The organism is Azospirillum picis, from assembly GCF_017876115.1.
Classification (GTDB): domain Bacteria; phylum Pseudomonadota; class Alphaproteobacteria; order Azospirillales; family Azospirillaceae; genus Azospirillum; species Azospirillum picis.
The window spans coordinates 152478-174401 of the sequence record NZ_JAGINO010000009.1; the positions used below are offsets into that span (position 1 = coordinate 152478).

Consider the following 21924-nt stretch of genomic DNA (forward strand, 5'->3'; position numbering starts at 1 on the left):
AGGCGGCACCTTCCCGCCGGCGCGGTGATCTGTTAGCAAGGCGGTTTCGGGGCGCTCGCATTCACGCGGGGACGGCTCCGGTCACCAGCGCCCGTATTGCCGCGGGTCCGCATTCGGAGATCCATCGCCATGCTGTGGCTTGCCGCCTACATCGCCAGCATCCTGGCCATCAATTTCGCGTTCAGCCTGTTTCCGCACCTGGATCTGGTCTGGTCCTGCTGGGCCGGCCTGATCTTCATCCTGCGCGACATGGTGCAGGTCCGGTTCGGCCATTGGTCGCTCGCCGCCATGCTGGCGGGCACCGTGCTGTCCTACCTGCTGACCGACCCGTTCGTCGCCACCGCCAGCGTCGTCGCCTTCGCGGTGTCGGAAATGATCGATTGGGCGGTCTTCACCGTGACGCGCCGCCCGTTGCGCGACCGGCTGTGGATCAGCGCCGCCCTGTCGGTGCCGGTCGACACCGCGATCTTCTTCGGCATGCTCGACGTCTGGGACCCGTCGGTCTGGGCCGCGAGCTTCGCCTCCAAGCTGCTGGGCGTGTCGGCGGTGTGGCTGCTGATGCGCGCGCGTGGCGGACGGATGACGGTGGCGGCCTGAAGGCGCGGCCGCGCCGCCCCCTCCCTGACCCTCCCCCGCCTCCGGCGGCGGAGGGGGCTGCCGCCACCCTCAGAACCTGATGAACCGGTTGAGCAGCCGGCCCACCGGGCCGGTCAGCCTCAGGCCGCCGATGGTCGCGTTCAGGCACAGGCATCCTTCCGGATCCGACACCGGGGCGTGGTTCAGCGAGCAGTCGCCGACCGCGAGGTCGCCGGGGCCGAAGCTGCCGAACTCGTCGGAGAAGCCACCCTCCAGCACCACGGTCAGCTCGATGCCGCCATGGGTGTGGCGGGGGACCGCCACGCCCCCCCTCATGCGGACCAGCCGCGTCGTGCCGGCAGCCTCCGAGATCAGGTTGATGCCGCGCATGCCGGGCTGGATGAAGCGCCACCCCCCGGCACCCAACGTGCCGTCGGCGGCCAGCCGCCCGCGCAGGTAGCTGCGCAACGGCTCGGGGTAGCGCGGCGGCGGGAAAGGCGCCGCCCGGCAGGAGGGCGCCGGGCGCTCCGTCCTGGGGCCCTCCCTGTCGAGCCGCGCCATCAGCGCTTCCAGGCAACCGGGCGACAGCGGTTCCGGCTCCAGCTCGTCCAGCAGTGCGCCGCCGACCGCCTCCATTTCCGACACCGCGTGGCGGCAGGCCGGGCAATAGGCCATGTGGGTGGCGACCGCGAGCGACGCCCCCTCGCACAGGCCGCCGCCGGCGTAGTCGATCAGCAGCATGTCGCCGGGATGGTGGCTGGGCCTGGTCATTCGACGTCCCTCAGCGCCTTGCGCAGGCGCTCCACAGCCAGGCGGAGCCTCGACTTCACCGTACCGAGCGGAATGCCGTTCTCGATGGAGATCAGGCTGTGCGGCTTGTCCTCGAAATAGGCCATGCGCAGCAGCGCGGCCTGTTCCGGCGGCAGGTCCTTCAGCGCGGCGCGCAGGCGGCCGCTGCTCTCCTTCACCTCGATGCGGCGGTCGGCGGGCTGCTGCGGTTCCGGCACCAGGGCCGGGTCGTCCGGATCAATCTCCGGCCGCTGCTCGCGGCGAAGGGCGTCGATCCGCTTGTTGCGGGCGATGGTGAACACCCAGGTGCCGGCCGAGGCTTGGGCCGGATCGTAGGTTTCTGCACGTCGCCAGACCAAAAGCATGACCTCCTGAACAAGTTCCTCCGCGCCGCCGGACTCGCATCCCAGGCGGCGCAGATACGTCTTCAGCCGCGGCGCGAAATGGCCGAACAGCACGCCGAACGCCTGGCGGTCCCGCTCGCGCCCAACGGCGACGAGCAGGTCTTCCAGGCTGAGGTCGCTGTCGGCAGCGGGGGAGTTCTGGTCCTGCATGGTCCCATTCAAGGCGAACGGACGCCGCCGCACAAGCCGGGGATGTCCCCAAACCCGGATTTCACGGCACCGACCGCTCGCGAGACCCCCGCAAGGGAACACGCCCGCTACCGGCCTTCCCGCCGGTCTTCATGTCGCATCGTGACGTTCGGTACGCAACCGCCCGGCTGCCGGATCACAAAAAATCGCACACCGCGGCATTCCGCCCCGGCCTGCAAGCCCGGCGGGCCGGGCGTCACCGGAGGAAGCCCATCCCGCGCAACGCCTCCGCAACCTCATCCGTTCCCAAGGCCTCGACGAAGCGGCGGACCGCCGGCCGGTCGCGGCGGGCCGCCGGGATCACGAAGTCGTAGTGCTCCTCCTGCAGCGGCAGGAAGCCCAGCCCGTACAGCGTGGCGGCGGTGCCGATCGCCACGCCCCAGTCGGCACGGTTCTGCGCCACCGCCACCGCCACGGCGTTGTGCGACTTGGCCTGCGTCCAGTAGCCGGTCGGGCGGGCGCTCCCCAGCAGCCGGTCGGTCAGGATGCGGGTGCCGCTGCCGGCATTGCGGTTGATCAGGATGCAGTCGGGCAGCCCGGCGACCGCCGCCACCGCCTCCGCGGCGCTCCTTCCTTCGAAGCGCGGGTCGCCGCGGCGGAAGACGATGCCCTGCATGCGGCGATAACCGGTGACCAGCTCAAGCCCCGGCGCCAGGAACGGCGTGTTGTAGGCGCCGGTGGCCGGGTCCATCAGGTGGACTGGGGCGACATCGCACTCGCCGCGCCGCGCCGCCGCCAGCCCGCCCATCGACCCGACGTTGAGCGCCTTGACGGTCATCCCCTCGCCGATCAGGCGGCCGAGCACGGCGTTCAGGCCGATGCACTGGCTGCCCACCACGATCAGGTCGGCCGGCGCCACCGTCCTCCCCAGGAGCTGGACGGAAACCGCGCTCCCCGCCTCCACCCCTTCCGCCTGGGCGTCGATGGCGAGGAAGCCATCGGCATGGCTGAAGGCGGTGACCGCTCCCGATCCCTTCGACAGCGGATAGGCCGCAAGGTCGCCTTCGGCCGCGCCCTGGACCAGGGAAACCATGACGTACTCGGTGCGCCCGCGCTCCGAGCCGAGCCGCACCGGCAGGGTGGCGGGCACCTCCTCCACCGCGGCGGGCGGCAGGCCGGCCATCGCCCGGATCACCGGGGCGACGAAGCCATGGAAGGTGAACATGGCCGAGGTCGGAAAGCCCGGCAGGATCACCACCGGCTTGCCGCCGGTCACCGCGAGGCACAGCGGCTTACCGGGCTTCAGCGCCACGCCGTGGGCGACGATCCCCGGATCGGACAGTTGCGCCACGATGCGGTGCGAGCGGTCGCCCGCCCCCTTCGAGGTTCCCCCCGACAGCAGCAGGACATCGCATTCCAGCCCCTGCCGGACCAGCCGCTCCAGGGCCGCGTCCTCGTCCGGGGCGATGCCCATCGGCACCGCCTCTCCACCCAGCTCGGCGACGGCGGCGGCCAGGATGGCGCCGTTGCTGTCGTAGACCGCCCCCGGACGCATCGGCTGGCCGGGGGCGACGATCTCGTCGCCGGTCGACAGGATGGCGACGCGCGGCGGGCGCACCACGGCGACCGCGGCCAGCCCGATGGCGGCCAGCACGCCGATCTCGCGCGAGGTCAGCACCTGCCCGCGGCGCAGCACCACCTCGCCGCGGCCGATGTCGGAGCCGGCGGCGGCGACGAAGGCGCCCGGCGTGGCCGGCTTGGCCAGCATCACGAACAGGCCGTCGGGCCGGTCGTCCGTCTCCGTGGTCTCGACCATCACGACGGCGTCGGCCCCGCGCGGCAGCATGCCGCCGGTCGCGATCACCGTGGCGGTGCCCGGCTCCACCGTCAGCGCCGGGGCATGGCCGGCGGCCAGCACCTCCGCGTTCAGGCGCAGCGCGGCCGGCCGGTCCTCCGCGGCGCCGGCGGTGTCGGCGGCGCGCACCGCGAAGCCGTCGACCACCGAGCGGTCGAAGCCGGGGACGTCGACCTCCGCCACCACGTCGGCGGCCAGCACCCGGCCCAGCGCCTGCGACAGCGGCACCCTCACCTCCCCCCGCGGGGCGAGGTCGAGGTGTCGGTGGAAGCGGGCGCGCGCCTCCTCGCCGCTCACCACCTCCAGGAACTGGTCCTGGCGGGCGGCCTGGGCGACGAAGCGGCGGATGTCCTCGCGGCTGTGGTCGGATGTCTGCACGCGGAAAACCCTTCAGGCAGCGGAACTCAGTCGAAGCGGTAGATGGTGACCGAAGCGCCGTCCGGCACGCCCTCGCTTTCGGCGGGGATCAGGACGAAGCCGTCGGCCCGCGCCGCCGCCGCCAGCCCCGGCCAGCCCGGCGAGGCCACCGGCTCGGCGCGGCCGCCGGCATCCAGCCGGACCCGGTGCAGGTCGACGCAGCCGATCTCGGAGACCAGCTTGCGCGCGGTCACCGCCGTCACCGTGGCCTGCGGGAGCCCCGGCGGCCGGCCGGCGGCGAGCCGGACCGCACGCCCGGCCAGCAGCTCGTAGGCGGCGAGCGCCGCCATGGGCTCACCCGGCAGCAGCAGCACCGGAACCCCGCCGGCCAGGCCCAGCCCGGCGCTGCCGCCCGGACGCATGGCGATGCCGTGCAGGTCGAGCGACCCGGCGGCGGCCAGCGCCGGCGGCGCCGCATCGTCCAGGCCGGTGCCGCTGCGCCCGGCCGCCAGCATCAGATCGGCGCCGGGCCGGACGAAGGCCGCCGCCAGCCCCTCCCGGTCGGCCGGCAGCCGCTCGGGTCCCTCGACCAGCCCGCCGTCGCGGGCGACCAGCGCCGACAGCATCGGGCCGAGCAGGTCCGCTCCCCCGCCCTTCGGCCCGCCGGCCAGCAGCAGGCGCACCCGCGGCGGCGGGCTCACCGGCACCAGGGCCGGCCCGGCGGCGGCGAGCAGCCCGAGGTCGGAGGCGCGCAGCCGGCGCCCGGCCGGCAGCAGCGGGCTCCCCGCCCCGGCCCAGGCGCCGCGCCGCTCGATGCCGCTGCCGGGCGCCACCGGATCGATCGCCTCGACGATGGGGCCGACGGTCTGCACCGCCTCGAACGGAATCACCGCATCGCAGCCGGCCGGCAAGCGGTCCCCGGCCGCGACGGCCACGGCGGCCATCAGCGGAACCGGATTGTAGGACCCGGCGCCCAGCGTGTCCGACGACGCCACGGCGAACCCGTCGACGGCCGCAAGGTCGGCGGCCGGCCAGTCGCGCGCCGCCGGCACGTCCGCCGCCAGGCACAGGCCGGCGCAGCCGGCGGGGGCCAGCGGCTGCGGTGCCCCGGGTGCGACATGGCGGTCGATCCAGTCCCAGGCCGCCTGCAGCGCGGCGCGGCGGGAGAAGCCGCGGCCCCGGATGTCCCGGTCCGGCCCTGCGGTCACGGCACCAGGGCGTCCTGCACGCAATTCCGGCCGGCGCGCTTGGCTTGGTACAACAGGCGGTCGGCCGTCTGCGCCAGGATCTCGTGACCGTCGTCGGCGGTCGGCACGGTGGTGGCGACGCCCAGGCTGATGGTGACGTGGGGAGCGACCGGCGACTGCTGGTGCGGGATGCCGCGCTCGGCGACGCCGGCACGGAAACTCTCCGCGACCGCCGCGGCGCCGGCCCGGTCGGTCTCCGGCAGCAGGCAGACGAACTCCTCTCCGCCGTAGCGGGCCACCAGGTCGCCTGGGCGCCGTGCCCGCTCCGACAGCACCTCGGCCACCAGCCGCAGGCACTCGTCGCCGGCCTGATGCCCGTACTGGTCGTTGTAGGCCTTGAAATGGTCGACATCGAGGATGATGAGCGACAGCGGCAGGCAGGTCCGCCCGCAACGCCGCCATTCGCGCAGGATCGTCTCGTCGAAGCGGCGGCGGTTGGCGATGCCGGTCAACCCATCCAAAAAGGACAGGCTGCGCAGCAGGTCGGTTTGCCGCTTCAGCAGCAGGTGGTTGCGCACGCGCGCACGCACGATGGGCGGGCTGATCGGCTTGGTGATGAAGTCGATGGCACCGACCTCCAGGCCGCGGGTCTCGTCCTCCACCTCGCTCTTGGCGGAAATGAAGATGACGGGGATGTCGTGGACGGCGGGATCCGCCTTGATGCGGCTGCAGACCTCGTAGCCGTCCATGCCCGGCATCATGATGTCGAGCAGCACGAGGTCCGGCATGCGCGCCTGAACCAGATCCAACGCCCTCTCGCCGTCGGTGGCGAAATAGATGTCGTACTCGTCCCTGAGGATGCGGCTGAGGACATGGATGTTGGAGGGGATGTCGTCCACCACCAGGATCTTCGGGCGGGGTTCGGCCATGGGCGCTTTCAGACCGTGGGGAGCGAGAGGCCGAGGTCCCGTGCGATCCGCTGCACGATGCCGAGAGCCTTGTTGAAATCGAGGCCGTCGATGGCGGCGGACAGCCCCTTCATCCTCGAAGGCTCGATCCATTCCGCCAGAGACGGCGCCAGGATAGCGAACTCTTCCGCCGCTGCGAAGTTGCTGTCTTGTAACAGGGCGGCGAAATGCGGAAGCCGCTCGGCCAGGAGCCGGCGGCCCTGTTCCGACGGGGCGCGGTCGGCGACACCGCCCCCCGGGCGCACCGCATCGCCGGCCAGGATCCGCACGCTTTCCAGCACCAGCGCCAGTTCGCGCCGCAGCACCTCCACCTGCATCCCGACCACGGAGGAGTCGCCGCCGTCGGCGGCAATCTGCACCGTGTCGGCGGTGGCCGACAGGCGGCGGGCGCCGACGTTGCCGGCCACGCTCTTCAGCTCGTGGGCCACCGCCTTGACCCCCGGCAGGTCCCCCGATGCCTGCGCCGCGGCGATCCGTTCGGCGGCATCGGCATAGCCGTCGGCGAACTGCTCCAGAAGGCGGCGCAGCAGGGCCCCGTCGCCGTCCAGGCGCCCGAGCGCATCGGACATGTCTATGCCGGGCAGCATGTCCGGCAGCTCGCGGCCCACCCCATCAAGGTTCAGCCCGCCATGGTTCAGCCCGTCATGGCGGATCGCCGCGGCCGGATGCGCAGCCGGCACCGCCACCAAGCTCCCCGCCGGAGCCGCCGGGCCGGAGGCGGGCCGGGCCGGAGGCGGGCCGATCCAGCGCGCCAGCGTGGCGAAGAGCTGCGGCAGGTCGAGCGGCTTCGGGATGTGGTCGTCCATCCCGTTGTCCAGGCAGCGCCGACGGTCGGCCGGCAGAGCGCTGGCTGTCATCGCGATGATCGGCAGCCGCCCGCCCTCCGGCAGCGCCCGGATCGCCGCGGTCGCCTCGAACCCGTCCAGGTCGGGCATGTGCACGTCCAGCAACGCGGCGTCGAACGGCCGCTCGGCGAAACGCACGCAGTCCACGGCCTGACGCCCGGTGGCGGCGACGGTGACCACGGCGCCGGCCCGCTCCAGGATCTCGCGGGCCACTTCCTGGCTGATGGCGTTGTCGTCGGCGAGCAGCAGCCTGCAACCCTGCAGCGGCTGGTCCGGCGCCCGGCCCGGCGACCGCGCCTCTCCCTGGCCCGCGTCCCCGGCGACGGCCCGATCGGCCGGGCGCGGCGCGGGGTCCGGCGGGGGACCATCCCCCTCGTCGCCCCGCCCGTCCGGACCCGCATGGGCGTAGGCGACGGTGACGGCGTCCAGCAGCGTTGATGCCGTCACCGGCTTCACCAGGAAACCGGCGACACCGGCCTCCTCGAACCGCGTCCCGAGCCGCTCGCGGCCATAGCCGCTGATGACGATGATCATCGGGGTGCCCACACGCTCGTCGGCACGGATGCGGCGCGCCGCCTCGATGCCGTCCATCCCCGGCATCTTCCAGTCCATCAGCACGACGTCGTGGGCACGGCCGGCCGCTGCGGCCCGTTCCAGTTCGTCGATGGCGGCCTGCCCGTCGCGGCAGACGGTCACCGCCCAGCCGAAGGTGGCGGCGATCTCGCCCAGCACCTCCCGCGCGGTGGTGTTGTCGTCCACCACCAGGACAGACAGGTCGCGCGGCAGAGGTTGGGAATGCGGCTGGGCATCCGGGTGGGAAAGGCCGGCCTGCGGCGGCAGCTCCCCGGCCCCACGTCCGGGGCCGCGGCCGAATTCCGCATGGAACCGGAAGACGCTGCCCTGTCCGGGTTCGCTTTCCACCTCCATGGCACCGCCCATCAGCCGGACAAGGCGGGCGCAGATGGCCAGCCCGAGGCCGGTGCCGCCGAACCGCCGGGTGGTGGAGCTGTCGCCCTGGCTGAACGCCTGGAACAGCCGCTCACGCTGGTCCGGCGCGATGCCGATGCCGGTGTCGCGCACCGCGAAGTCGAGCACGGCACGGTCGTCGCCGAGCGAGCGGACCCTGGCCGAGACCACCACCTCTCCGGCATCGGTGAACTTGACGGCGTTGCCGGCGAGGTTGATCAGGATCTGCTGCAGGCGCAGCGGATCGCCCACGAGGTCGAGCGGCACGTCGGGGGCGACCGAGAACAGGACGTCGATGTCCTTCTCCTGCGCCGCCGAGCCGACGACCACCGCCAGCGTCTGCAGCAGATCGTCCAGGCGGAAGTCGACCCGTTCAAGCTCCAGCTTGCCCGCCTCGACCTTCGAGAAGTCCAGGATATCGTTGAGGATGCCCAGCAGCGACTGCGCCGACAGCCGCACCTTGCGGACGTAGTCGGACTGGCGCTGGGTCAGGTCGGTCTGTTGCAGCAGGTGGATCAGCCCGAGGATCGCGTTCATCGGCGTGCGGATCTCGTGGCTCATGTTGGCCAGGAACTCGCTCTTCGCCCGGCTCGCGGCTTCGGCGGCGAGACGGGCGCGCTGCATCGCCGCCTCCGCCCGCTTGCGTTCGGCGATCTCATGGAAGACGACCACCGCGCCCTCGACCTTGCCGTCGGCGAGCATCGGCGAGGCCGTGTATTCCACCGCGATGGGCCGGCCGTCCTTGGTCCAATAGGTGTCGTCCAGCCCGCGCCGGGTCTCGCCGCTCAGCAGCACCTCGGTCACCGGGCACTCGCGGGCCGGATAGGGCGACCCGTCCGCGCGGCGGGAATGGACCAGCGCATGCAGGCAGCCGCCCAGCAGTTCATGGTCGGCATAGCCGGTGAGGGCGGAGGTCGCCGGGTTGGCGAAGGTGATCCGCCCGTCGCGGTCGACGCCGCAGATGCTGTCGGAGGCCGACCTCAGGATCAGGGTCAGGCGGCGGTTGGCGCTGGCGAAGGCTTCGTTGGCGGTTTCCAGCTCGCGCTGCTTGGCGTCGAGCTCGCCGTTCGTCTCGGCAAGCCGGCGGCGCCCGGCGACCTCGCGTTCCAGGCTGCGCAGCGTCGCATAGGCCAGGCCGCCGCAGGCCGCCACCGCGAGGGCCACCAGGATGCTGCCGCGCAGCGTCCGTTCCCGCCAGGCAGCCAGTTCCGCCTTTTCCGACAGGCCGACCAGGACGACGAGCGGAAGGGTGGGCACCCGCTGGTAGGAGACGATGCGCCGCCCCTGCGGCCCGTCGCCCTCGAAGGTGCCGATGGCGGCATCGGCGCTCCGCCGCAGGGCCTCGCGGCCATCGGGACCATCCAGCGGCTCGCCGTCGGGAAAGCGCAGCACCGGCTTGCCGTCGTTGCGGTAGAGCGCGATGGCCGACCCCGGGCCGAGGTCGAGGCTTTCGTAGAGCTGCCGGTAATAGTCGATCTCGACGTTGGCGTGAACGACCCCCTGGAGCTGGCCGTCGGCGAGGATCGGGCGGCTGACGGTGAAGAGCTGAGCCCCGGTCAGCCGCCCGGTGATCCGCTCGCCGACGTGGAAATCCACGCCGTTCAGGTGCGCCTGGAAGAAGGCGCGGTCCATGACGTTGCCGGCGGGCGCCGGAAACTGCCGGCTGCTCAGGAGGTTGTCGCCGGTCGCGCCGTGGACCCACAGCGCGGCGATCTCCGGCAGGGCGTCCACCATGTCGCGGATCGGGATCCAGACGTTCCGGTTCGTTCCCAGCCCGGCCAGGCCTTGGCTATGGACGAGGTCGAGGGTACGGCCGATCGCCAGGTCGGCGGTCGCCACCGTCCGCCGCACATGCTCCTGCAGGAGGCGGGCGGTCGACTGGGCCTGTTCGCGGGAATGGCGCAGCGTCTCGGTCCGGTCGCTCCAGGCCACGACGCCCCAGAACCCCGACCCGAGGACCGCGATCAGCGCGAAGGCGGCCACCAGCAGCCGGCGCGTCCGCATCGGGGAGAGGGTCGGACCCACGGAGTCGATCGGGTGTCTGGTCATGATCGAAGGGTCGCCGCCGCGCTGCCGTCCCGAGGGTTTTCACCACTTTCGCGCGGAGTATGGTCCGGGGTGCGCGGCGTCCGCAAGCGACTTGATGGGGAAGGGAACGGTGCCGGCGACACGCGGCGCTTGCGGGGGACCCCTCAGGGACAGCCTCCCTTGCACCGCCTGCCTTTGCCGCCGGGAAGCGCCATTGTCTGACCAAAGATTGTCCGCATTTTAACCCGACCTTTCCTGTTCCGCGCCCGTGGGAGCGCCCAGACCGATGCCAGACCGCCGCACCGCGCGCCCGATTGCCACCCTGCTCGGCCTGCTGGCCCTCCTCGCCGCCGGCCCGGCGGCGGCACAGTCGGCCATGACCGGCGGACCGGTCCGCGCCGACCCGATGCAGACCGTCGGCGCCGAGCTTCATGTCCGCATGGAGGCCTTGCCCAAGCCCTACGCAACGCCGGCGGTGGCCAACCAGGCCAAACAGGTGGAGCGGCCGGCGAGCGAGCCCTTGCGGGCGCCGCGCGGCTTCACCGTCACGCTGTTCCGCGACCATGTGGAGAATGCGCGCAACCTGCTGGTCCTGCCCAACGGCGACGTTCTGGTGGCGCAGCAGCGGCCCGGCAGCCTGACCCTGCTGCGCGACGGCGACGGCGACGGCCAGGCGGAGACGGCGCGGGTGTGGGCGGAGGGATTCGACCGGCCCTTCGGCCTCGCCTATGTCGGGGGCAGCCGGGGCGGGACGGTGCTGGTCGGCGATCTCGACGGCGTGTGGCAGCTCCCATGGACCGCCGAGGGCGGAACGGCCGGCCAACGCCGGCGGCTGACGCCGCAGGGCGCATTCGGCCCGCGCGGCGGCCACAACACCCGCTCGGTGGCGGTGGCGCCCGACGGGCGGCATTTCTACGTCGGCATCGGCTCGGCCGGCAACATCGGGGTGGAGCCGGAGCCGCGCGCCACCATCCAGGAATTCCGCATCGACGGCACCGGCCAGCGCACCATCGCCAGCGGCCTGCGCAATCCCGTCGGCCTGGCCTTCAAGCCGGGCACCAACGATCTCTATACGGTGGTGAACGAGCGCGACGGGCTCGGCGACCAGCTCGTGCCCGACTACCTGACGCTGGTGACCGCGGGCGGCTTCTACGGCTGGCCCTACTCCTACATCGGTGCCAATCCGCAGCCCGACTTCGCCGACAAGCGCCCGGACCTGGTCAAGGCGGCGCTGGTGCCGGGACTTCTGTTCCAGGCCCATTCCGCCCCGCTCGGCCTCGTCTTCGGCGACGGGACGCATTTTCCGGAACGGTATCGCCAGGGCGCCTTCGTGGCACTGCACGGGTCGTGGAACCGCGCCAGGCCGACCGGCTATGCGGTGGTGTTCGCCCCCTTCGACAAGGGCCGGCCGACCGGCACCTACGAGACCTTCGTGACCGGCTTCCGGCTGGGCGCCGGACCGGACGCCGACCGCGAGGAGGACGAGACGCCGCAGGTCTGGGGCCGGCCGAGCGGGCTTGCGGTGGCCACCGACGGCGCCCTGCTGATCGCGGACGATTCCGGCACCGTCTGGCGCATCGCCTACGCGGCGGCCGGACGGACGGCGGAACCGGGGGAGACGGCGCCGGCGAAACCCTGACGGGTCAGCAGCACTCGTCCTCCAGTTGCCGCAGCATCGCCAGCCCGTCCTCGTCGTCATGCTCCTCGAAGAGGTCGGCGATGTAGTAGATGTTCGCGCAGAGCAGGCAAAGGCCGTCGGCCTGCCGCTTCAGGGGATCGTCGGCGACGCTGAGCTTGGCGCGGAAACGCTCCCAGAAGGCGTTGGTCTTGGCGGGATCGTCGATGTGCATGTAGAGCCGTTCGATGATGCGGCGGCTGTTGCCTTGGCAATCGATCCCCTTGAAGGAGACGTAGCGGTCGGGTGCGTCGATGCTGTCCACGGAAGTCGGCTCCTTGGTGCGGGGGAAGCGGGGGACTGGAACGCTGCACCGATGGAACCCCGGCCGCACCCGCCGCTTCAAGCCGCGCTGCACCAAGCGCACCGCCTATGCGCGAACGGTTGCGGGCGTGCACGAACGGTCCGTTACAGCGCCAGCCGCTTCTTCAGCGCCTCCGCCCGGTTGCGGCTGACCGGCACACGGGGATTGCCGGGGGCGTCCATGATGAAGACTGCCCGGCCGTCGCGCCGCTCCACCGCGCGGGCATGGCGCAGGTTGACGATGTAGCCGCGGTGGGTGCGGACGAAGGAGCGCGGGTCGAGGCGCACCTCAAGCTCCGACAGCGGCAGGCCGCAGAAATAGGCGCCGTCGGCGGTGTGGACCGTGGTGTAATGCCCGTCGGCCTGGAGATAGACGGCGTCGCGCGGGTCGACCAGGACGATGCCCTGCCCCTTCTCCACCGGCAGCTTCACCAGCGGCTCGACGGCGCGCGGGCCGGGGGCCGGCGCGGCGCCGGCCGGGGCTGCGGCCCGGATCGCGGCGGTGCCTGCGACCACGGGCCCGCCGGCGCGCGACGCCTCCATCAGCAGGAGCGCCGTCACCGCCCCGCCCGTCCCGCGGCCCGGTTCCGCCGCCAGGGCGCTGGCCTTCAGCACCAGCACCCGGCCGGGCAGCGCCACCATCATCGAACAGGCCGAGGCCGGCGCCGACGGGTCGCCGGCCGCCGCAAGGAGCAGCTCCACCTTGGCCCGGTGGGAGGGCGGGTGCAGGTCGTGCAGGTAGGCGCCAACCAGCCCGGCGGCACGCTCTCCCAGCAGGCGCACCGCCGCCGGGTTGAGCGCGAGCACCCGCCGCGCATCATCCAGCAGCACCAGCCCGACGTCCATGTTCTGCAAGGCATATTCCATGGACGCCCACTATAGCCGCGGTCGCGGCTTAACTCCCGCCTTTCCGCTTGCCCTGCACCAGCGCCGCGACCACGCCGTGGAGGGTGCGGACCTCCTGCTCGGTCATCTCCATCCGCTCGAAGGCGTTGCGCAGCGTGCGGACCATCGACGGCCGCTTCTCCTCGCTGGTGAAGAAGCCGGTCTGGTCGAGCGACGCCTCCAGCCGTTCGAAGAAGTTCACCCGCTCGGCCATGGTCGCCGGCCGGGTCTGGCCGGTGTGCAGGAAGCGGTCGGGCGTGCGGTCGCCGGCCTGGAACCACTCGTAGCCGACCAGCAGCACCGCCTGCGCCAGGTTCAGCGACGAGAAGGCCGGGTTCAGCGGCACGGTGACCAGGGTCTGGGCGAGGGTCAGGTCGTCGTTGACCAGCCCGGTGCGCTCCGGCCCGAACATCACGCCGATCTTCTGGCCGGCGGCGAAACGCTCGCGCATCTCTCCCGCCGCGACGCGCGGGGTGACGAAGCGCTGGATCATGTCCCGGGTGCGCACGGTGGTGGCGTAGACCGCCTCCAGGTCGGCCACCGCGTCGGCCGTGGTCTCGAACACCCTGGCGTTGTCGATCACCATGTCGGCGCCGGAGGCCGCCGCCGACGCCTTCGCGTTCGGCCAGCCGTCGCGCGGCTTGACGAGGCGCAGGTCGGTCAGCCCGCAATTCAGCATCGCGCGGGCGCAGGCGCCGATGTTCTCGCCGAGCTGCGGCTGCACCAGGATGACGGCGGGGCCGCCGAGGATGGACTCACGCGTGGGATTCTGGCCGGAGGTCATGGGACATGCGTTCGCTTGTGGTGACGTGCTGCGCCCCCTCTCCCGCGTCGGCGGAGGGGGGCTGGGGAATCCGGCAAACGCGCCTAGTCCTGCCGTTCCGCCGCCTCGGCCGTGACCGGGCCGCCGTCCAGGGCGGTCAGCCGCTTCTTCAGCTCGGCGACATCGGCGAACAGGCGCTTCAGGCGGGCGAGGCCCTTGTACTGCTCGAAGGCGCGGGTGCGCGGCACCGCGGGATAGCCCATCCACACCGACTTGGGCGGGATGTCGGTGCCGACGCCGGAATTGGCGGCGACCACCGCGTCGCTGCCGATCTTGACGTGGTCGGCCACCCCGACCTTGCCGGCCAGCACCACGCGGTCGCCGATCTCCGTGCTGCCGGCGATGCCGACATGGCCGCACAGCATGCAGTTGGTGCCGACCTGGACGTTGTGGCCGATCTGGACGAGGTTGTCGATCTTGGTGCCGTTGCCGATGCGGGTCGCGGTGACGGTGCCGCGGTCGATGGTGGCGCCGGCCCCGATCTCGACGTCGTCGCCGAGGACGACCGTCCCGATGGAGTTCACCCGGCGGATCAGCACGTTGGTGCCGACGACGCGCCCGGTGGTCTTGGCCGACTCGACGCTGCCCGGCTCGGGCGTGACGAAGCTGAAGCCGTCGTTGCCGACGGCGGCGTTGGGGTGGATGATGCAGCGCGCGCCCATCTCCACCCGCTCGCCGATGCGGGCGCCGGGATGCAGCAGGCAGCCCTCGCCGATCACCGCGTCGGCGCCGACGGTGACGTGCGGCAGGATGACCGCGCCGGCACCGATGCGGGCGCGCGGACCGATATAGGCGAAGGGCGCGATCGAGGCGTCGGGCGCCACCACCGCGTCGGGCGCCACATAGGCCTGCGGCGACACCCCGGGCTCGGCATGGACCGGTCGCTCGAACAGGTCGAGAAGCCCGGCCATCGCATAGCGCGGGCGTTTCACCACGATACGGCCGAGGGTCCCGCCGGCCACGCCGTCGGGCAGTTCCATTCCCTCCGACACCACGGCGGCGACCGCCTTGCTCCCCGGCAGCAGGGCCAGCAGATCCCTGTCCATGGCCAGCGCCAGATCCCCAGGCCCTTCCGCTTCGGACGGATGGACGGCGCGGCGGACGGTGATGGAACCGTCGCCCTCGATCGCGGCACCGAGGGCTTCGGCGATCGCGGACAGGGTCAGGGAAGGCGTGGTCATCGGTCGGGGCACCGCTGTCAGGGGTGAAAAAGGCGCACCCGTCGCCGTGCAGGCGCCGCGACGGGTGCGCGGACCCTAGCACGGGCGTCCGGCCGATGGCGAGGCATCAGCACCGCGGCGCCGGCATCCGGCGGTTCAGGCAACCACGATGAAGGCGATCGCCAGCTTCGCCGCGGTGGCGAGCCCGGCCGAACCGACGGCCGGCCGCAGCCAGTTCTTCGCGCGCACCTTCACCTGTGCCAGCAGCGACTGGCGCTTCTGCACCGCATAATGCTTGCGCACGGTCTCCTTGATGTCCCAGGTGCCGGTGAAGCCCTGCGGCAGCACCAGCGCGTCGCCCGCGACATATTCACGGGGGCTGCCCCCCTCCGGCGTGATGACGACCCGGCCCGCCAGCAGGACGCAGAACTCCTCGTAGGGCCAGTCCTTCATCGCCACCAGCCCGGGCGTGCATTGCCAGATCCCGACCTTGTAGCGGCCATGGTCACCGGTATAGAGCAGGGTGTCGGTCTCCAGCGGCCGGCCTTCCAGGACGGTGCCGAAGACGGCGGGCTTGGCGGCGCCCTCGTCCGGACGGTGGCGCTCGATCGGCAGACAGAAGGACGGCATCGGGTCTCCTTGGGCTGGGGACGGGCGGAACCGGACAGGCCGGCAGCCGCCGGCGGCCGTGAAGCTTCCTCCAGCCACCTGGAAAAATCAGCCGCTCAAAAGGGTCAGCCGCCCCGCCACCAGCCCGGATTTCGGCCACCACTATTTCAGCCACCGAGATTGATGATCTCCACCCGGCGGTTCGCCGCCGCCGCCGGCTGGTCGGGCAGCAGCAGCTCGCGGGCGCCCATGCCCGAGGCTTCCAGCCTTTCGCGCCCGATGTGGTGGTGGGTGGCCAGATAATCGACGACCGCCGCCGCCCGCCGCCGCGACAGGGTCAGGTTGACCGCGTCGCCACCGACCCTGTCGGTATGCCCGACCACGCGGAAGCGGGTGGTGCCCGCCGCGGGGGCGGTCATCACGGCCGCCACCTTGTCCAGGATCGCCCGCGATTCCGGGCGGATGTGGGCGGAGTTGAAGTCGAACTCCACGCGGAAGGCGGCACGCAGTTCCGGCACCGGCACCGCCACCGGGCCGGGAAGCGGGGGGAGTGCGACCGGCCCCGGAACTGGTCTTGAGGCCGGCGTCGGCTGTGCCGCTTCCGGTGACGCCGTGCCTGGCGGCAGCGCCGGCGGGCGCTGCAGCCGCATCGGCGGGCAGGACGGGTCGGTGACGCCGAGCAGTGCCGCCTGGATTTCGCACTCGCTGGGATTCGGCCCGAGCGGCACGGCCGGGGTTCCCACACCTTGGGCCACGGCCACCGACGCCGAGGCGAGCCACAGGCAAGACCCGGCGACCGCGGCACACCGCAAGGCCGCATTGTTCGCAAAACCGACAATCGGCCCGCTTTGCGTGTGGAACAGTCCTGCGTCCATCTGTACGATCCCGGTCCGCATCTTTCGTGTAGGGCGCTTGGGAGGAAACAACAATGAAATCGCTGAAAGCTCTGTTCGCCGGCCTGGCGCTGTCCGCGCTCGCGGTCCCGGCCCTGCTGGCGGGGACCGCCGCCGCCGCCGACTACAAGGCGGAGTACAAGCTTTCGACCGTTCTGGGCAAGCCCTTCCCCTGGGGGGTCGGCGGGGACCGGTGGGCGGAACTGATCAAGGAGAAGACCCAGGGCCGGATCGTCGTGAAGATGTATCCCGGCACCTCCCTGGTCAACGGCGACCAGACCAAGGAATTCACCGCGCTGCGCCAGGGCACCATCGACATGGCGATCGGGTCGACCATCAACTGGTCGCCGCAGGTGAAGGAGCTGAACCTCTTTTCCCTGCCCTTCCTGATGCCCGACCACAAGGCGCTGGACGCCCTGACCCAGGGCGAGGTCGGCAAGAAGCTGTTCGACCTGCTGTCGACCAAGGACGTCGTGCCGCTGGCCTGGGGCGAGAACGGCTTCCGCGAGATCTCCAACTCCAAGCATGCCATCAAGGCGCCGGAAGACCTGAAGGGCTTGAAGATCCGCGTCGTCGGCTCGCCGCTCTACCTCGACACCTTCACGGCCCTGGGCGCCAACCCGACGCAGATGAGCTGGGCCGACGCCCAGCCCGCCCTGTCGACCGGCGCCGTCGACGGGCAGGAGAACCCGCTGACCATCTTCGTCGCCGCCAAGCTGGCCACCCTTGGCCAGAAGCACCTGACCCTGTGGGGCTACGTCGCCGACCCGCTGGTCTTCGTGGTCAGCAAGGAGGTCTGGAATAGCTGGTCGAAGGAGGACCAGGAGGCGGTGCGCGCCGCGGCGGTGCAGGCGGCGGCCGAGGAGGTGGCGCTGTCGCGCAAGGGCATCACCGCCGACGACGACAGCCTGCTCAAGAGCATCGCCGACCAGGGCGTCGACGTGGTCCGGCTGACCGCGGACCAGCAGAAGGCCTTCCAGGCCGCGACCAAGCCGGTCTTCGACAAATGGACCAAGCAGATCGGTCCCGACCTGGTGAAGTCCGCCGAGACGGCCATCGCCGCCGGGAGGTGACGGGGCTGCTGCCGCACCGAGGGGCGTGACCGGGCGATGCGACCGGGCGTCCGGCCTGCCGGCCGGACGCCTTTTTCATGCCCGGCCGGCGCAGCGGCCTGATGCGCATCCGCCCGAAACGCGGTACGACTGTCGAATGAGACTTGCCGGCCCGCACAACCGCGGACGGCTGCCAGCGTGGAACGGGCGATGGGTGGGACCAGCAGGGGGAGCGGGCGCGCATGACGGCGGAGCTGCTGCTGGCCCTGTTCTGCATCGGCGCCACCCTGCTGTTCCTGGGCCTGCGCCGCGCCCTGATCCACCGGACCGAGCAGGCGGTCCGCCGGGCCGGCGTCACCCTGCTCGCCGAGCGCGACGCCCTGGAGGCCCGGGCCAACGAACTCGAAGCGATGCAGGCCGAGATCGAGGCGCTCAGGGCGAAGCTGGCCGAACTGTCGGCGCACAGGCTGGTCCTGTCGCGGCGCGGCAGCCGGCGCGTCACCGCCTCGCGCCGCTTCATCCACGAGATCGGCCGGCCGGAACCCGGCCGTCACCGATTCACCTTCCGCTTGAGGATGCTGCCCGGCTACGGCGACCGGGCGGAGGCGAAGGCGGTGCTTCATCCGGCCATCTGGCGCTTCGAGAACGAGGCGCTGGTCTGGTCGGCCGATTTCGCCGCCGCCCAGATGCTGACGCGCAGCATCTTCCACGAAGCGGTCGGCGTCGGCGTCACGGCACCGGCCCCGACAGGCAATGCCGCCGAGGCGGAGGCCGCGGCACCATGAGCGCCTTGTGGATGCTGGCGGCACTCGCCAGTCTCGGCACCGGAGTGATGGGGGAGCGGATCCTGCGCATCCGGGCCAGGCGGCAGTCCGACAAGCTGGCGGCCCTGACCGAGCGTCTCGAAATCTACGCCAACTACGGCAAGCTCGCCGCCGTCCGCCGTGCCGAGACCGAAGAGACGCTGACGGCCCTGGAGCGCGACATCGCCGCGGCGGAGAGCGAGATCCAGACGCTGCGGTCGGCGGCCGAGGACGCCGCGGCATCGCTGCCCGCGGAATTCCATTGCGTCGACCGCGTCGCCCGCAGCGGCGGGCCGCTGTGGTTCGTCGCGGTCGAGGCGCTCGACGCCTCGGCCCCCTGGTCGGGCGTGCGCCATTACGCGGTCGCCGCCGATAGTGCCGAGGAGGCGCGCAAGCGCGTCACCGAGCGGCACCCGTCGACCACGGCCTTCGCCATCGCCGCCGCAGCCCCCCTCGTCCTGCCGGAGCGGTGAGGCAGACGTGGAAAAGGCCCCGGCGGGATGCCGGGGCCTTTTCCTGGAAGCGTCATCGGGCGAGGCGCCCTGTCCGCTCTCCCGCTCAGGCGTTGTTCATGCGGTTGTCGATCAGGTCGGTGACCACGCCCGGATCGGCCAGCGTCGAGGTATCGCCCAGGCTGTCATGCTCGTTCGCGGCGATCTTGCGCAGGATGCGGCGCATGATCTTGCCGGACCGGGTCTTCGGCAGGCCGGGAGCCCACTGGATCAGGTCGGGCGAGGCGATCGGGCCGATCTCCTTGCGGACCCAGGCCACCAGTTCTTTGCGCAGTTCCTCAGTCGGCGCCTCGCCGGCGTTCAGCGTGACGTAGGCGTAGATGCCCTGGCCCTTCAGGTCGTGCGGATAACCGACGACCGCGGCCTCGGCGACCTTCGGGTGGGCGACCAGCGCGCTCTCGACCTCGGCGGTGCCCATGCGGTGGCCGGACACGTTGATGACGTCGTCGACGCGGCCGGTGATCCAGTAGTAGCCGTCGGCGTCGCGGCGGCAGCCGTCGCCGGTGAAGTACTTGCCCGGGAAGGTCGAGAAGTAGGTCTGCACGAAGCGCTCGTGGTCGCCGTAGACCGTGCGCATCATGCCGGGCCAGGCGTCGGCGATGCAGAGGTTGCCCTCGGTTTCGCCCTCCAGGATCTGGCCCTCGTTGTCGACGACGACCGGCTGGACGCCGAAGAACGGCTTGGTCGCGGAGCCCGGCTTCTGGCCGATGGCGCCGACCAGCGGGGTGATCAGGATGCCGCCGGTCTCGGTCTGCCACCAGGTGTCGACGATCGGGCAGCGGGCATCGCCGACCACGTTGTAGTACCACATCCAGGCTTCGGGATTGATCGGCTCGCCGACCGACCCCAGCACGCGGAGCGAGGCGCGCGAGGTCTTCTTCACCGGACCCTCGCCTTCGCGCATCAGCGAGCGGATGGCGGTCGGGGCGGTGTAGAAGATGTTGACCTTGTGCTTGTCGATGACCTGCCAGAAGCGCAAGACGTCCGGATAGGTGGGGATGCCTTCGAACATCAGCGTGGTGGCGCCGTTGGCGAGCGGGCCGTAGACGATGTAGCTGTGGCCGGTGACCCAGCCCACGTCGGCGGTGCACCAATAGACCTCGCCGTCCTTGTAGTCGAAGACGTACTGGTGGGTCATCGACGCGTAGACAAGATAGCCGCCGGTGGTGTGCAGTACGCCCTTCGGCTTGCCGGTCGAGCCGGAGGTGTAGAGGATGAACAGCGGATCCTCGGCGCTCATCTCCTCCGGCGGGCAGTCGGCGGAGACGCTCTCCATCTCCTCGTGGTACCAGAGGTCGCGGCCCGCGGTCCAGGCGACGTCGCCGCCGGTGTGCTTGACCACCAGCACATGCTTGACCATCGGCGCGCCGGCCACCGCCTTGTCGGCGTTGGCCTTCAGTGGGACCTTGCGGCCGCCGCGCAGGCCCTCGTCGGAGGTGATGACGAAGTGGCTGTCGCAGTCGACGATGCGGTCCTTCAGGCTGTCGGGCGAGAAGCCGCCGAAGACGATCGAATGGATGGCGCCGATGCGGGTGCAGGCCAGCATCGCATAGGCCGCCTCCGGGATCATCGGCAGGTAGATGGTGACGCGGTCGCCCTTCTTGACGCCGTTCTTCTTCAGGACGTTGGCGAGGCGGCTGACCTTCTCGTGCAGCTCCCGGTAGGTGATGGCCTTGGAAACGCCGGGGTCGTCGCCCTCGAACAGGATGGCGGTCTGGTCGCCGCGGGTCGCCAGGTGGCGGTCGATGCAGTTGGCCGACACGTTCAGCGTGCCGTCATGGAACCAGCGGATGTGGACGTCGTCGTGGAAGTTGACGTCCTTCACCTTGCTGTAGGGCTTGATCCAGTCCAGCCGCTTGCCCTGCTCGCCCCAGAAGCCCTCGGGGTCCTTGACCGACTGCTCGTACATGCGGGCGTAAGCGTCCGCATTCACGTGGGCGGTCGCCGCGATCTCGGGCTTCACCGGAAAGAAGCTGTTGTCGGTCATGAGTGCGATTCCCCCGTGGTGCTTCCGAATTGGCCGGAAGATGATTGGAGGGCGGCGGGCCGCCGCCCGGAATTGAGCGGCATTATCCACACAAGTTGCGGGACGAACAAGCAAATCGGCCCCCGCACGCCCCCCGACCAAAGGAGGATTGTGTCACTGATCTTGCAGCGCAAAACTGTTTCTTCGCCAAGCATAGCAATGCCGGCGTCGGGCATGCCGCAGGGTCCTTGCACCTGCCGTCAAGAGGACAGCACCGCCGCCGGCGCGACCATCCGCCGCGCCCCGGTGGCCGCAACGGCGCCGCGCCGTGATATCCGTCGGCCAACCCGGCCCCTGCTTGACCTGCCGCCTTGCTTAACCGGGCCTTAACCGGAACACCGATATAGAGTTGCGGCATCCCGGCAATGATCATCGGCGGCAAGGATCGCTATGCCCAGCACCACCAACGCGGACGATCTTCCCGACGCCGGCGACCGCGACGGACGCCTCGCCGCCCTGGCCGACCGCACCAGCCTGATGGCCATCGACGCCACGCTCCGCGCCCTGCCGCGTGACGGCCTGCCCTTCAGCAAGGCCTCGGTCACCAGCGTCGCCGACCTCGCGCGGCGCATGCTGCAGGCCACCAACGACGTCCGCGCCGCCATGCAGGAAGCGGCGGAGTAGGGCGCGCCTTCCCTCTCCGCCTCACGCCTGCGCTTACGCCGGCACCGCGATGCCGGCGAGATCGCACACCCTTGCCCACTCCTCGTCGCCGACGGGGCAGACGGACAGGCGCGACTGGCGGACCAGCGCCATGCCCTGCAACAGCGGGTCGAGCTTGATCTGCTTGAGGGTGACCGGCACCTTCACCGGCATCACCGGCGCCACGTCGACCATGCCGAAACGGCCGGACTCGTCGCTGGGGTCGGGATAGTAGGTGCGGACGATCTCGACGATGCCGACGATCTCCAGCCCCTCGTTGGAGTGGTAGAAGAAGGCGCGGTCGCCCGCCACCATGGCCTTCAGATTGTTGGACGCCTGGTAATTGCGCACGCCGTCCCAATGGGTCCGGCCGTCGGCGACCATGCGGTCCCACGAATACTTGAACGGCTCGGACTTCAGCAGCCAGTAGGCCATCG

20 protein-coding genes are annotated in these 21924 nt (G+C 71.3%); 6 read left to right on the top strand and 14 right to left on the bottom strand.

Annotation, left to right across the window (positions count from 1 at the left end; translation table 11 throughout):
- Window positions 1-129 precede the first annotated feature (129 nt).
- Window positions 130-597: a preQ0 transporter gene (locus tag J2850_RS14545; RefSeq protein ID WP_209982810.1), complete on the top strand. Its 468-nt coding sequence runs from the start codon at window positions 130-132 to the stop codon at window positions 595-597.
- Window positions 598-666: 69 nt separating this feature from the next.
- Here J2850_RS14545 and J2850_RS14550 read toward each other — a convergent pair whose 3' ends face one another.
- The 6 genes from J2850_RS14550 to J2850_RS14575 form a co-directional block, all read right to left on the bottom strand.
- Window positions 667-1347 carry a ChrR family anti-sigma-E factor gene (locus J2850_RS14550; RefSeq protein ID WP_209982813.1) on the bottom strand — a complete coding sequence of 227 codons (681 nt, stop codon included), beginning with the start codon at window positions 1345-1347 and terminating at the stop codon, window positions 667-669.
- The gene (locus tag J2850_RS14555; RefSeq protein ID WP_209982815.1) at window positions 1344-1919 is read right to left on the bottom strand and encodes a sigma-70 family RNA polymerase sigma factor; all 576 of its coding nucleotides are present in this window, start codon (window positions 1917-1919) and stop codon (window positions 1344-1346) included. Before J2850_RS14555 ends, J2850_RS14550 begins: the two co-directional genes overlap by 4 nt.
- Before the next feature lie 235 nt (window positions 1920-2154).
- Window positions 2155-4131: a molybdopterin biosynthesis protein gene (locus J2850_RS14560; protein ID WP_209982817.1), complete on the bottom strand. Its 1977-nt coding sequence runs from the start codon at window positions 4129-4131 to the stop codon at window positions 2155-2157.
- A gap of 26 nt (window positions 4132-4157) precedes the next feature.
- The gene (locus J2850_RS14565; protein WP_209982819.1) at window positions 4158-5318 is read right to left on the bottom strand and encodes a molybdopterin-binding protein; all 1161 of its coding nucleotides are present in this window, start codon (window positions 5316-5318) and stop codon (window positions 4158-4160) included.
- On the bottom strand, window positions 5315-6226 hold the full coding sequence (locus J2850_RS14570) for a diguanylate cyclase (protein WP_209982821.1): 912 nt from the start codon (window positions 6224-6226) through the stop codon (window positions 5315-5317). The genes J2850_RS14565 and J2850_RS14570 overlap by 4 nt, the downstream gene beginning before the upstream one ends.
- An 8-nt stretch (window positions 6227-6234) precedes the next feature.
- Window positions 6235-10125, bottom strand: coding sequence for a response regulator (locus J2850_RS14575; RefSeq protein ID WP_211113910.1), 3891 nt, complete (start codon window positions 10123-10125; stop codon window positions 6235-6237).
- A gap of 265 nt (window positions 10126-10390) precedes the next feature.
- Between J2850_RS14575 and J2850_RS14580 the strand changes: the two genes are divergently transcribed.
- Window positions 10391-11743 (top strand): PQQ-dependent sugar dehydrogenase, encoded by a 1353-nt coding sequence (locus tag J2850_RS14580; protein ID WP_209982823.1) that lies wholly within the window; start codon window positions 10391-10393, stop codon window positions 11741-11743.
- Window positions 11744-11747: 4 nt separating this feature from the next.
- Here J2850_RS14580 and cowN read toward each other — a convergent pair whose 3' ends face one another.
- From cowN to J2850_RS14610, 6 genes are all read right to left on the bottom strand, one after another.
- Complete coding sequence (cowN, locus tag J2850_RS14585) at window positions 11748-12044, bottom strand: N(2)-fixation sustaining protein CowN (protein WP_209982825.1); 297 nt, start codon at window positions 12042-12044, stop codon at window positions 11748-11750.
- 143 nt (window positions 12045-12187) lie between these two features.
- Window positions 12188-12937, bottom strand: coding sequence for a LytTR family DNA-binding domain-containing protein (locus J2850_RS14590; protein ID WP_281414983.1), 750 nt, complete (start codon window positions 12935-12937; stop codon window positions 12188-12190).
- Between the two features lie 40 nt (window positions 12938-12977).
- Complete coding sequence (locus tag J2850_RS14595; protein ID WP_209982829.1) at window positions 12978-13751, bottom strand: RNA methyltransferase; 774 nt, start codon at window positions 13749-13751, stop codon at window positions 12978-12980.
- Window positions 13752-13834: 83 nt separating this feature from the next.
- Window positions 13835-14971, bottom strand: a complete 1137-nt coding sequence (gene lpxD, locus J2850_RS14600; RefSeq protein WP_209982830.1) for a UDP-3-O-(3-hydroxymyristoyl)glucosamine N-acyltransferase — start codon at window positions 14969-14971, stop codon at window positions 13835-13837.
- Window positions 14972-15106: 135 nt separating this feature from the next.
- Window positions 15107-15580 (bottom strand): cupin domain-containing protein, encoded by a 474-nt coding sequence (locus J2850_RS14605; protein WP_209982832.1) that lies wholly within the window; start codon window positions 15578-15580, stop codon window positions 15107-15109.
- Between the two features lie 146 nt (window positions 15581-15726).
- Window positions 15727-16287 carry an OmpA family protein gene (locus J2850_RS14610; protein ID WP_307354409.1) on the bottom strand — a complete coding sequence of 187 codons (561 nt, stop codon included), beginning with the start codon at window positions 16285-16287 and terminating at the stop codon, window positions 15727-15729.
- A gap of 200 nt (window positions 16288-16487) precedes the next feature.
- Between J2850_RS14610 and J2850_RS14615 the strand changes: the two genes are divergently transcribed.
- The 3 genes from J2850_RS14615 to J2850_RS14625 all read left to right on the top strand — a co-directional run bounded on the left by J2850_RS14615 (window position 16488) and on the right by J2850_RS14625 (window position 18780).
- Window positions 16488-17525 (top strand): DctP family TRAP transporter solute-binding subunit, encoded by a 1038-nt coding sequence (locus J2850_RS14615; RefSeq protein ID WP_209982836.1) that lies wholly within the window; start codon window positions 16488-16490, stop codon window positions 17523-17525.
- 221 nt (window positions 17526-17746) lie between these two features.
- Window positions 17747-18289, top strand: coding sequence for a hypothetical protein (locus J2850_RS14620; RefSeq protein WP_209982838.1), 543 nt, complete (start codon window positions 17747-17749; stop codon window positions 18287-18289).
- Window positions 18286-18780 (top strand): hypothetical protein, encoded by a 495-nt coding sequence (locus tag J2850_RS14625; protein WP_209982840.1) that lies wholly within the window; start codon window positions 18286-18288, stop codon window positions 18778-18780. Before J2850_RS14620 ends, J2850_RS14625 begins: the two co-directional genes overlap by 4 nt.
- An 85-nt stretch (window positions 18781-18865) precedes the next feature.
- On the opposite strand, the gene acs is transcribed toward J2850_RS14625, so the two are convergent.
- Entirely contained in the window at window positions 18866-20806 is a 1941-nt protein-coding gene (gene acs / locus J2850_RS14630) for an acetate--CoA ligase (protein ID WP_209982843.1), read from the bottom strand.
- 429 nt (window positions 20807-21235) lie between these two features.
- Here acs and J2850_RS14635 point away from each other — a divergent pair, with 429 nt between their 5' ends.
- Window positions 21236-21469: a hypothetical protein gene (locus J2850_RS14635; protein ID WP_209982844.1), complete on the top strand. Its 234-nt coding sequence runs from the start codon at window positions 21236-21238 to the stop codon at window positions 21467-21469.
- Between the two features lie 33 nt (window positions 21470-21502).
- Here the strand turns inward: J2850_RS14635 and J2850_RS14640 are convergent, their stop codons facing one another.
- Window positions 21503-21922 (bottom strand): EVE domain-containing protein, encoded by a 420-nt coding sequence (locus J2850_RS14640; RefSeq protein ID WP_209982846.1) that lies wholly within the window; start codon window positions 21920-21922, stop codon window positions 21503-21505.
- Window positions 21923-21924 lie beyond the last annotated feature (2 nt).

Bases quoted from the DNA above. Each gene is read 5' to 3' on its own strand.
- J2850_RS14545 (WP_209982810.1), top strand. From the start codon at position 130: ATGCTGTGGCTTGCCGCCTACATCGCCAGCATCCTGGCCATCAATTTC.
- J2850_RS14550 (WP_209982813.1), bottom strand. From the start codon at position 1,347: ATGACCAGGCCCAGCCACCATCCCGGCGACATGCTGCTGATCGACTAC.
- J2850_RS14555 (WP_209982815.1), bottom strand. From the start codon at position 1,919: ATGCAGGACCAGAACTCCCCCGCTGCCGACAGCGACCTCAGCCTGGAA.
- J2850_RS14570 (WP_209982821.1), bottom strand. From the start codon at position 6,226: ATGGCCGAACCCCGCCCGAAGATCCTGGTGGTGGACGACATCCCCTCC.
- J2850_RS14575 (WP_211113910.1), bottom strand. From the start codon at position 10,125: ATGACCAGACACCCGATCGACTCCGTGGGTCCGACCCTCTCCCCGATG.
- J2850_RS14580 (WP_209982823.1), top strand. From the start codon at position 10,391: ATGCCAGACCGCCGCACCGCGCGCCCGATTGCCACCCTGCTCGGCCTG.
- J2850_RS14595 (WP_209982829.1), bottom strand. From the start codon at position 13,751: ATGACCTCCGGCCAGAATCCCACGCGTGAGTCCATCCTCGGCGGCCCC.
- lpxD (WP_209982830.1), bottom strand. From the start codon at position 14,971: ATGACCACGCCTTCCCTGACCCTGTCCGCGATCGCCGAAGCCCTCGGT.
- J2850_RS14605 (WP_209982832.1), bottom strand. From the start codon at position 15,580: ATGCCGTCCTTCTGTCTGCCGATCGAGCGCCACCGTCCGGACGAGGGC.
- J2850_RS14615 (WP_209982836.1), top strand. From the start codon at position 16,488: ATGAAATCGCTGAAAGCTCTGTTCGCCGGCCTGGCGCTGTCCGCGCTC.
- J2850_RS14620 (WP_209982838.1), top strand. From the start codon at position 17,747: ATGACGGCGGAGCTGCTGCTGGCCCTGTTCTGCATCGGCGCCACCCTG.
- J2850_RS14625 (WP_209982840.1), top strand. From the start codon at position 18,286: ATGAGCGCCTTGTGGATGCTGGCGGCACTCGCCAGTCTCGGCACCGGA.
- acs (WP_209982843.1), bottom strand. From the start codon at position 20,806: ATGACCGACAACAGCTTCTTTCCGGTGAAGCCCGAGATCGCGGCGACC.
- J2850_RS14635 (WP_209982844.1), top strand. From the start codon at position 21,236: ATGCCCAGCACCACCAACGCGGACGATCTTCCCGACGCCGGCGACCGC.
- J2850_RS14640 (WP_209982846.1), bottom strand. From the start codon at position 21,922: ATGGCCTACTGGCTGCTGAAGTCCGAGCCGTTCAAGTATTCGTGGGAC.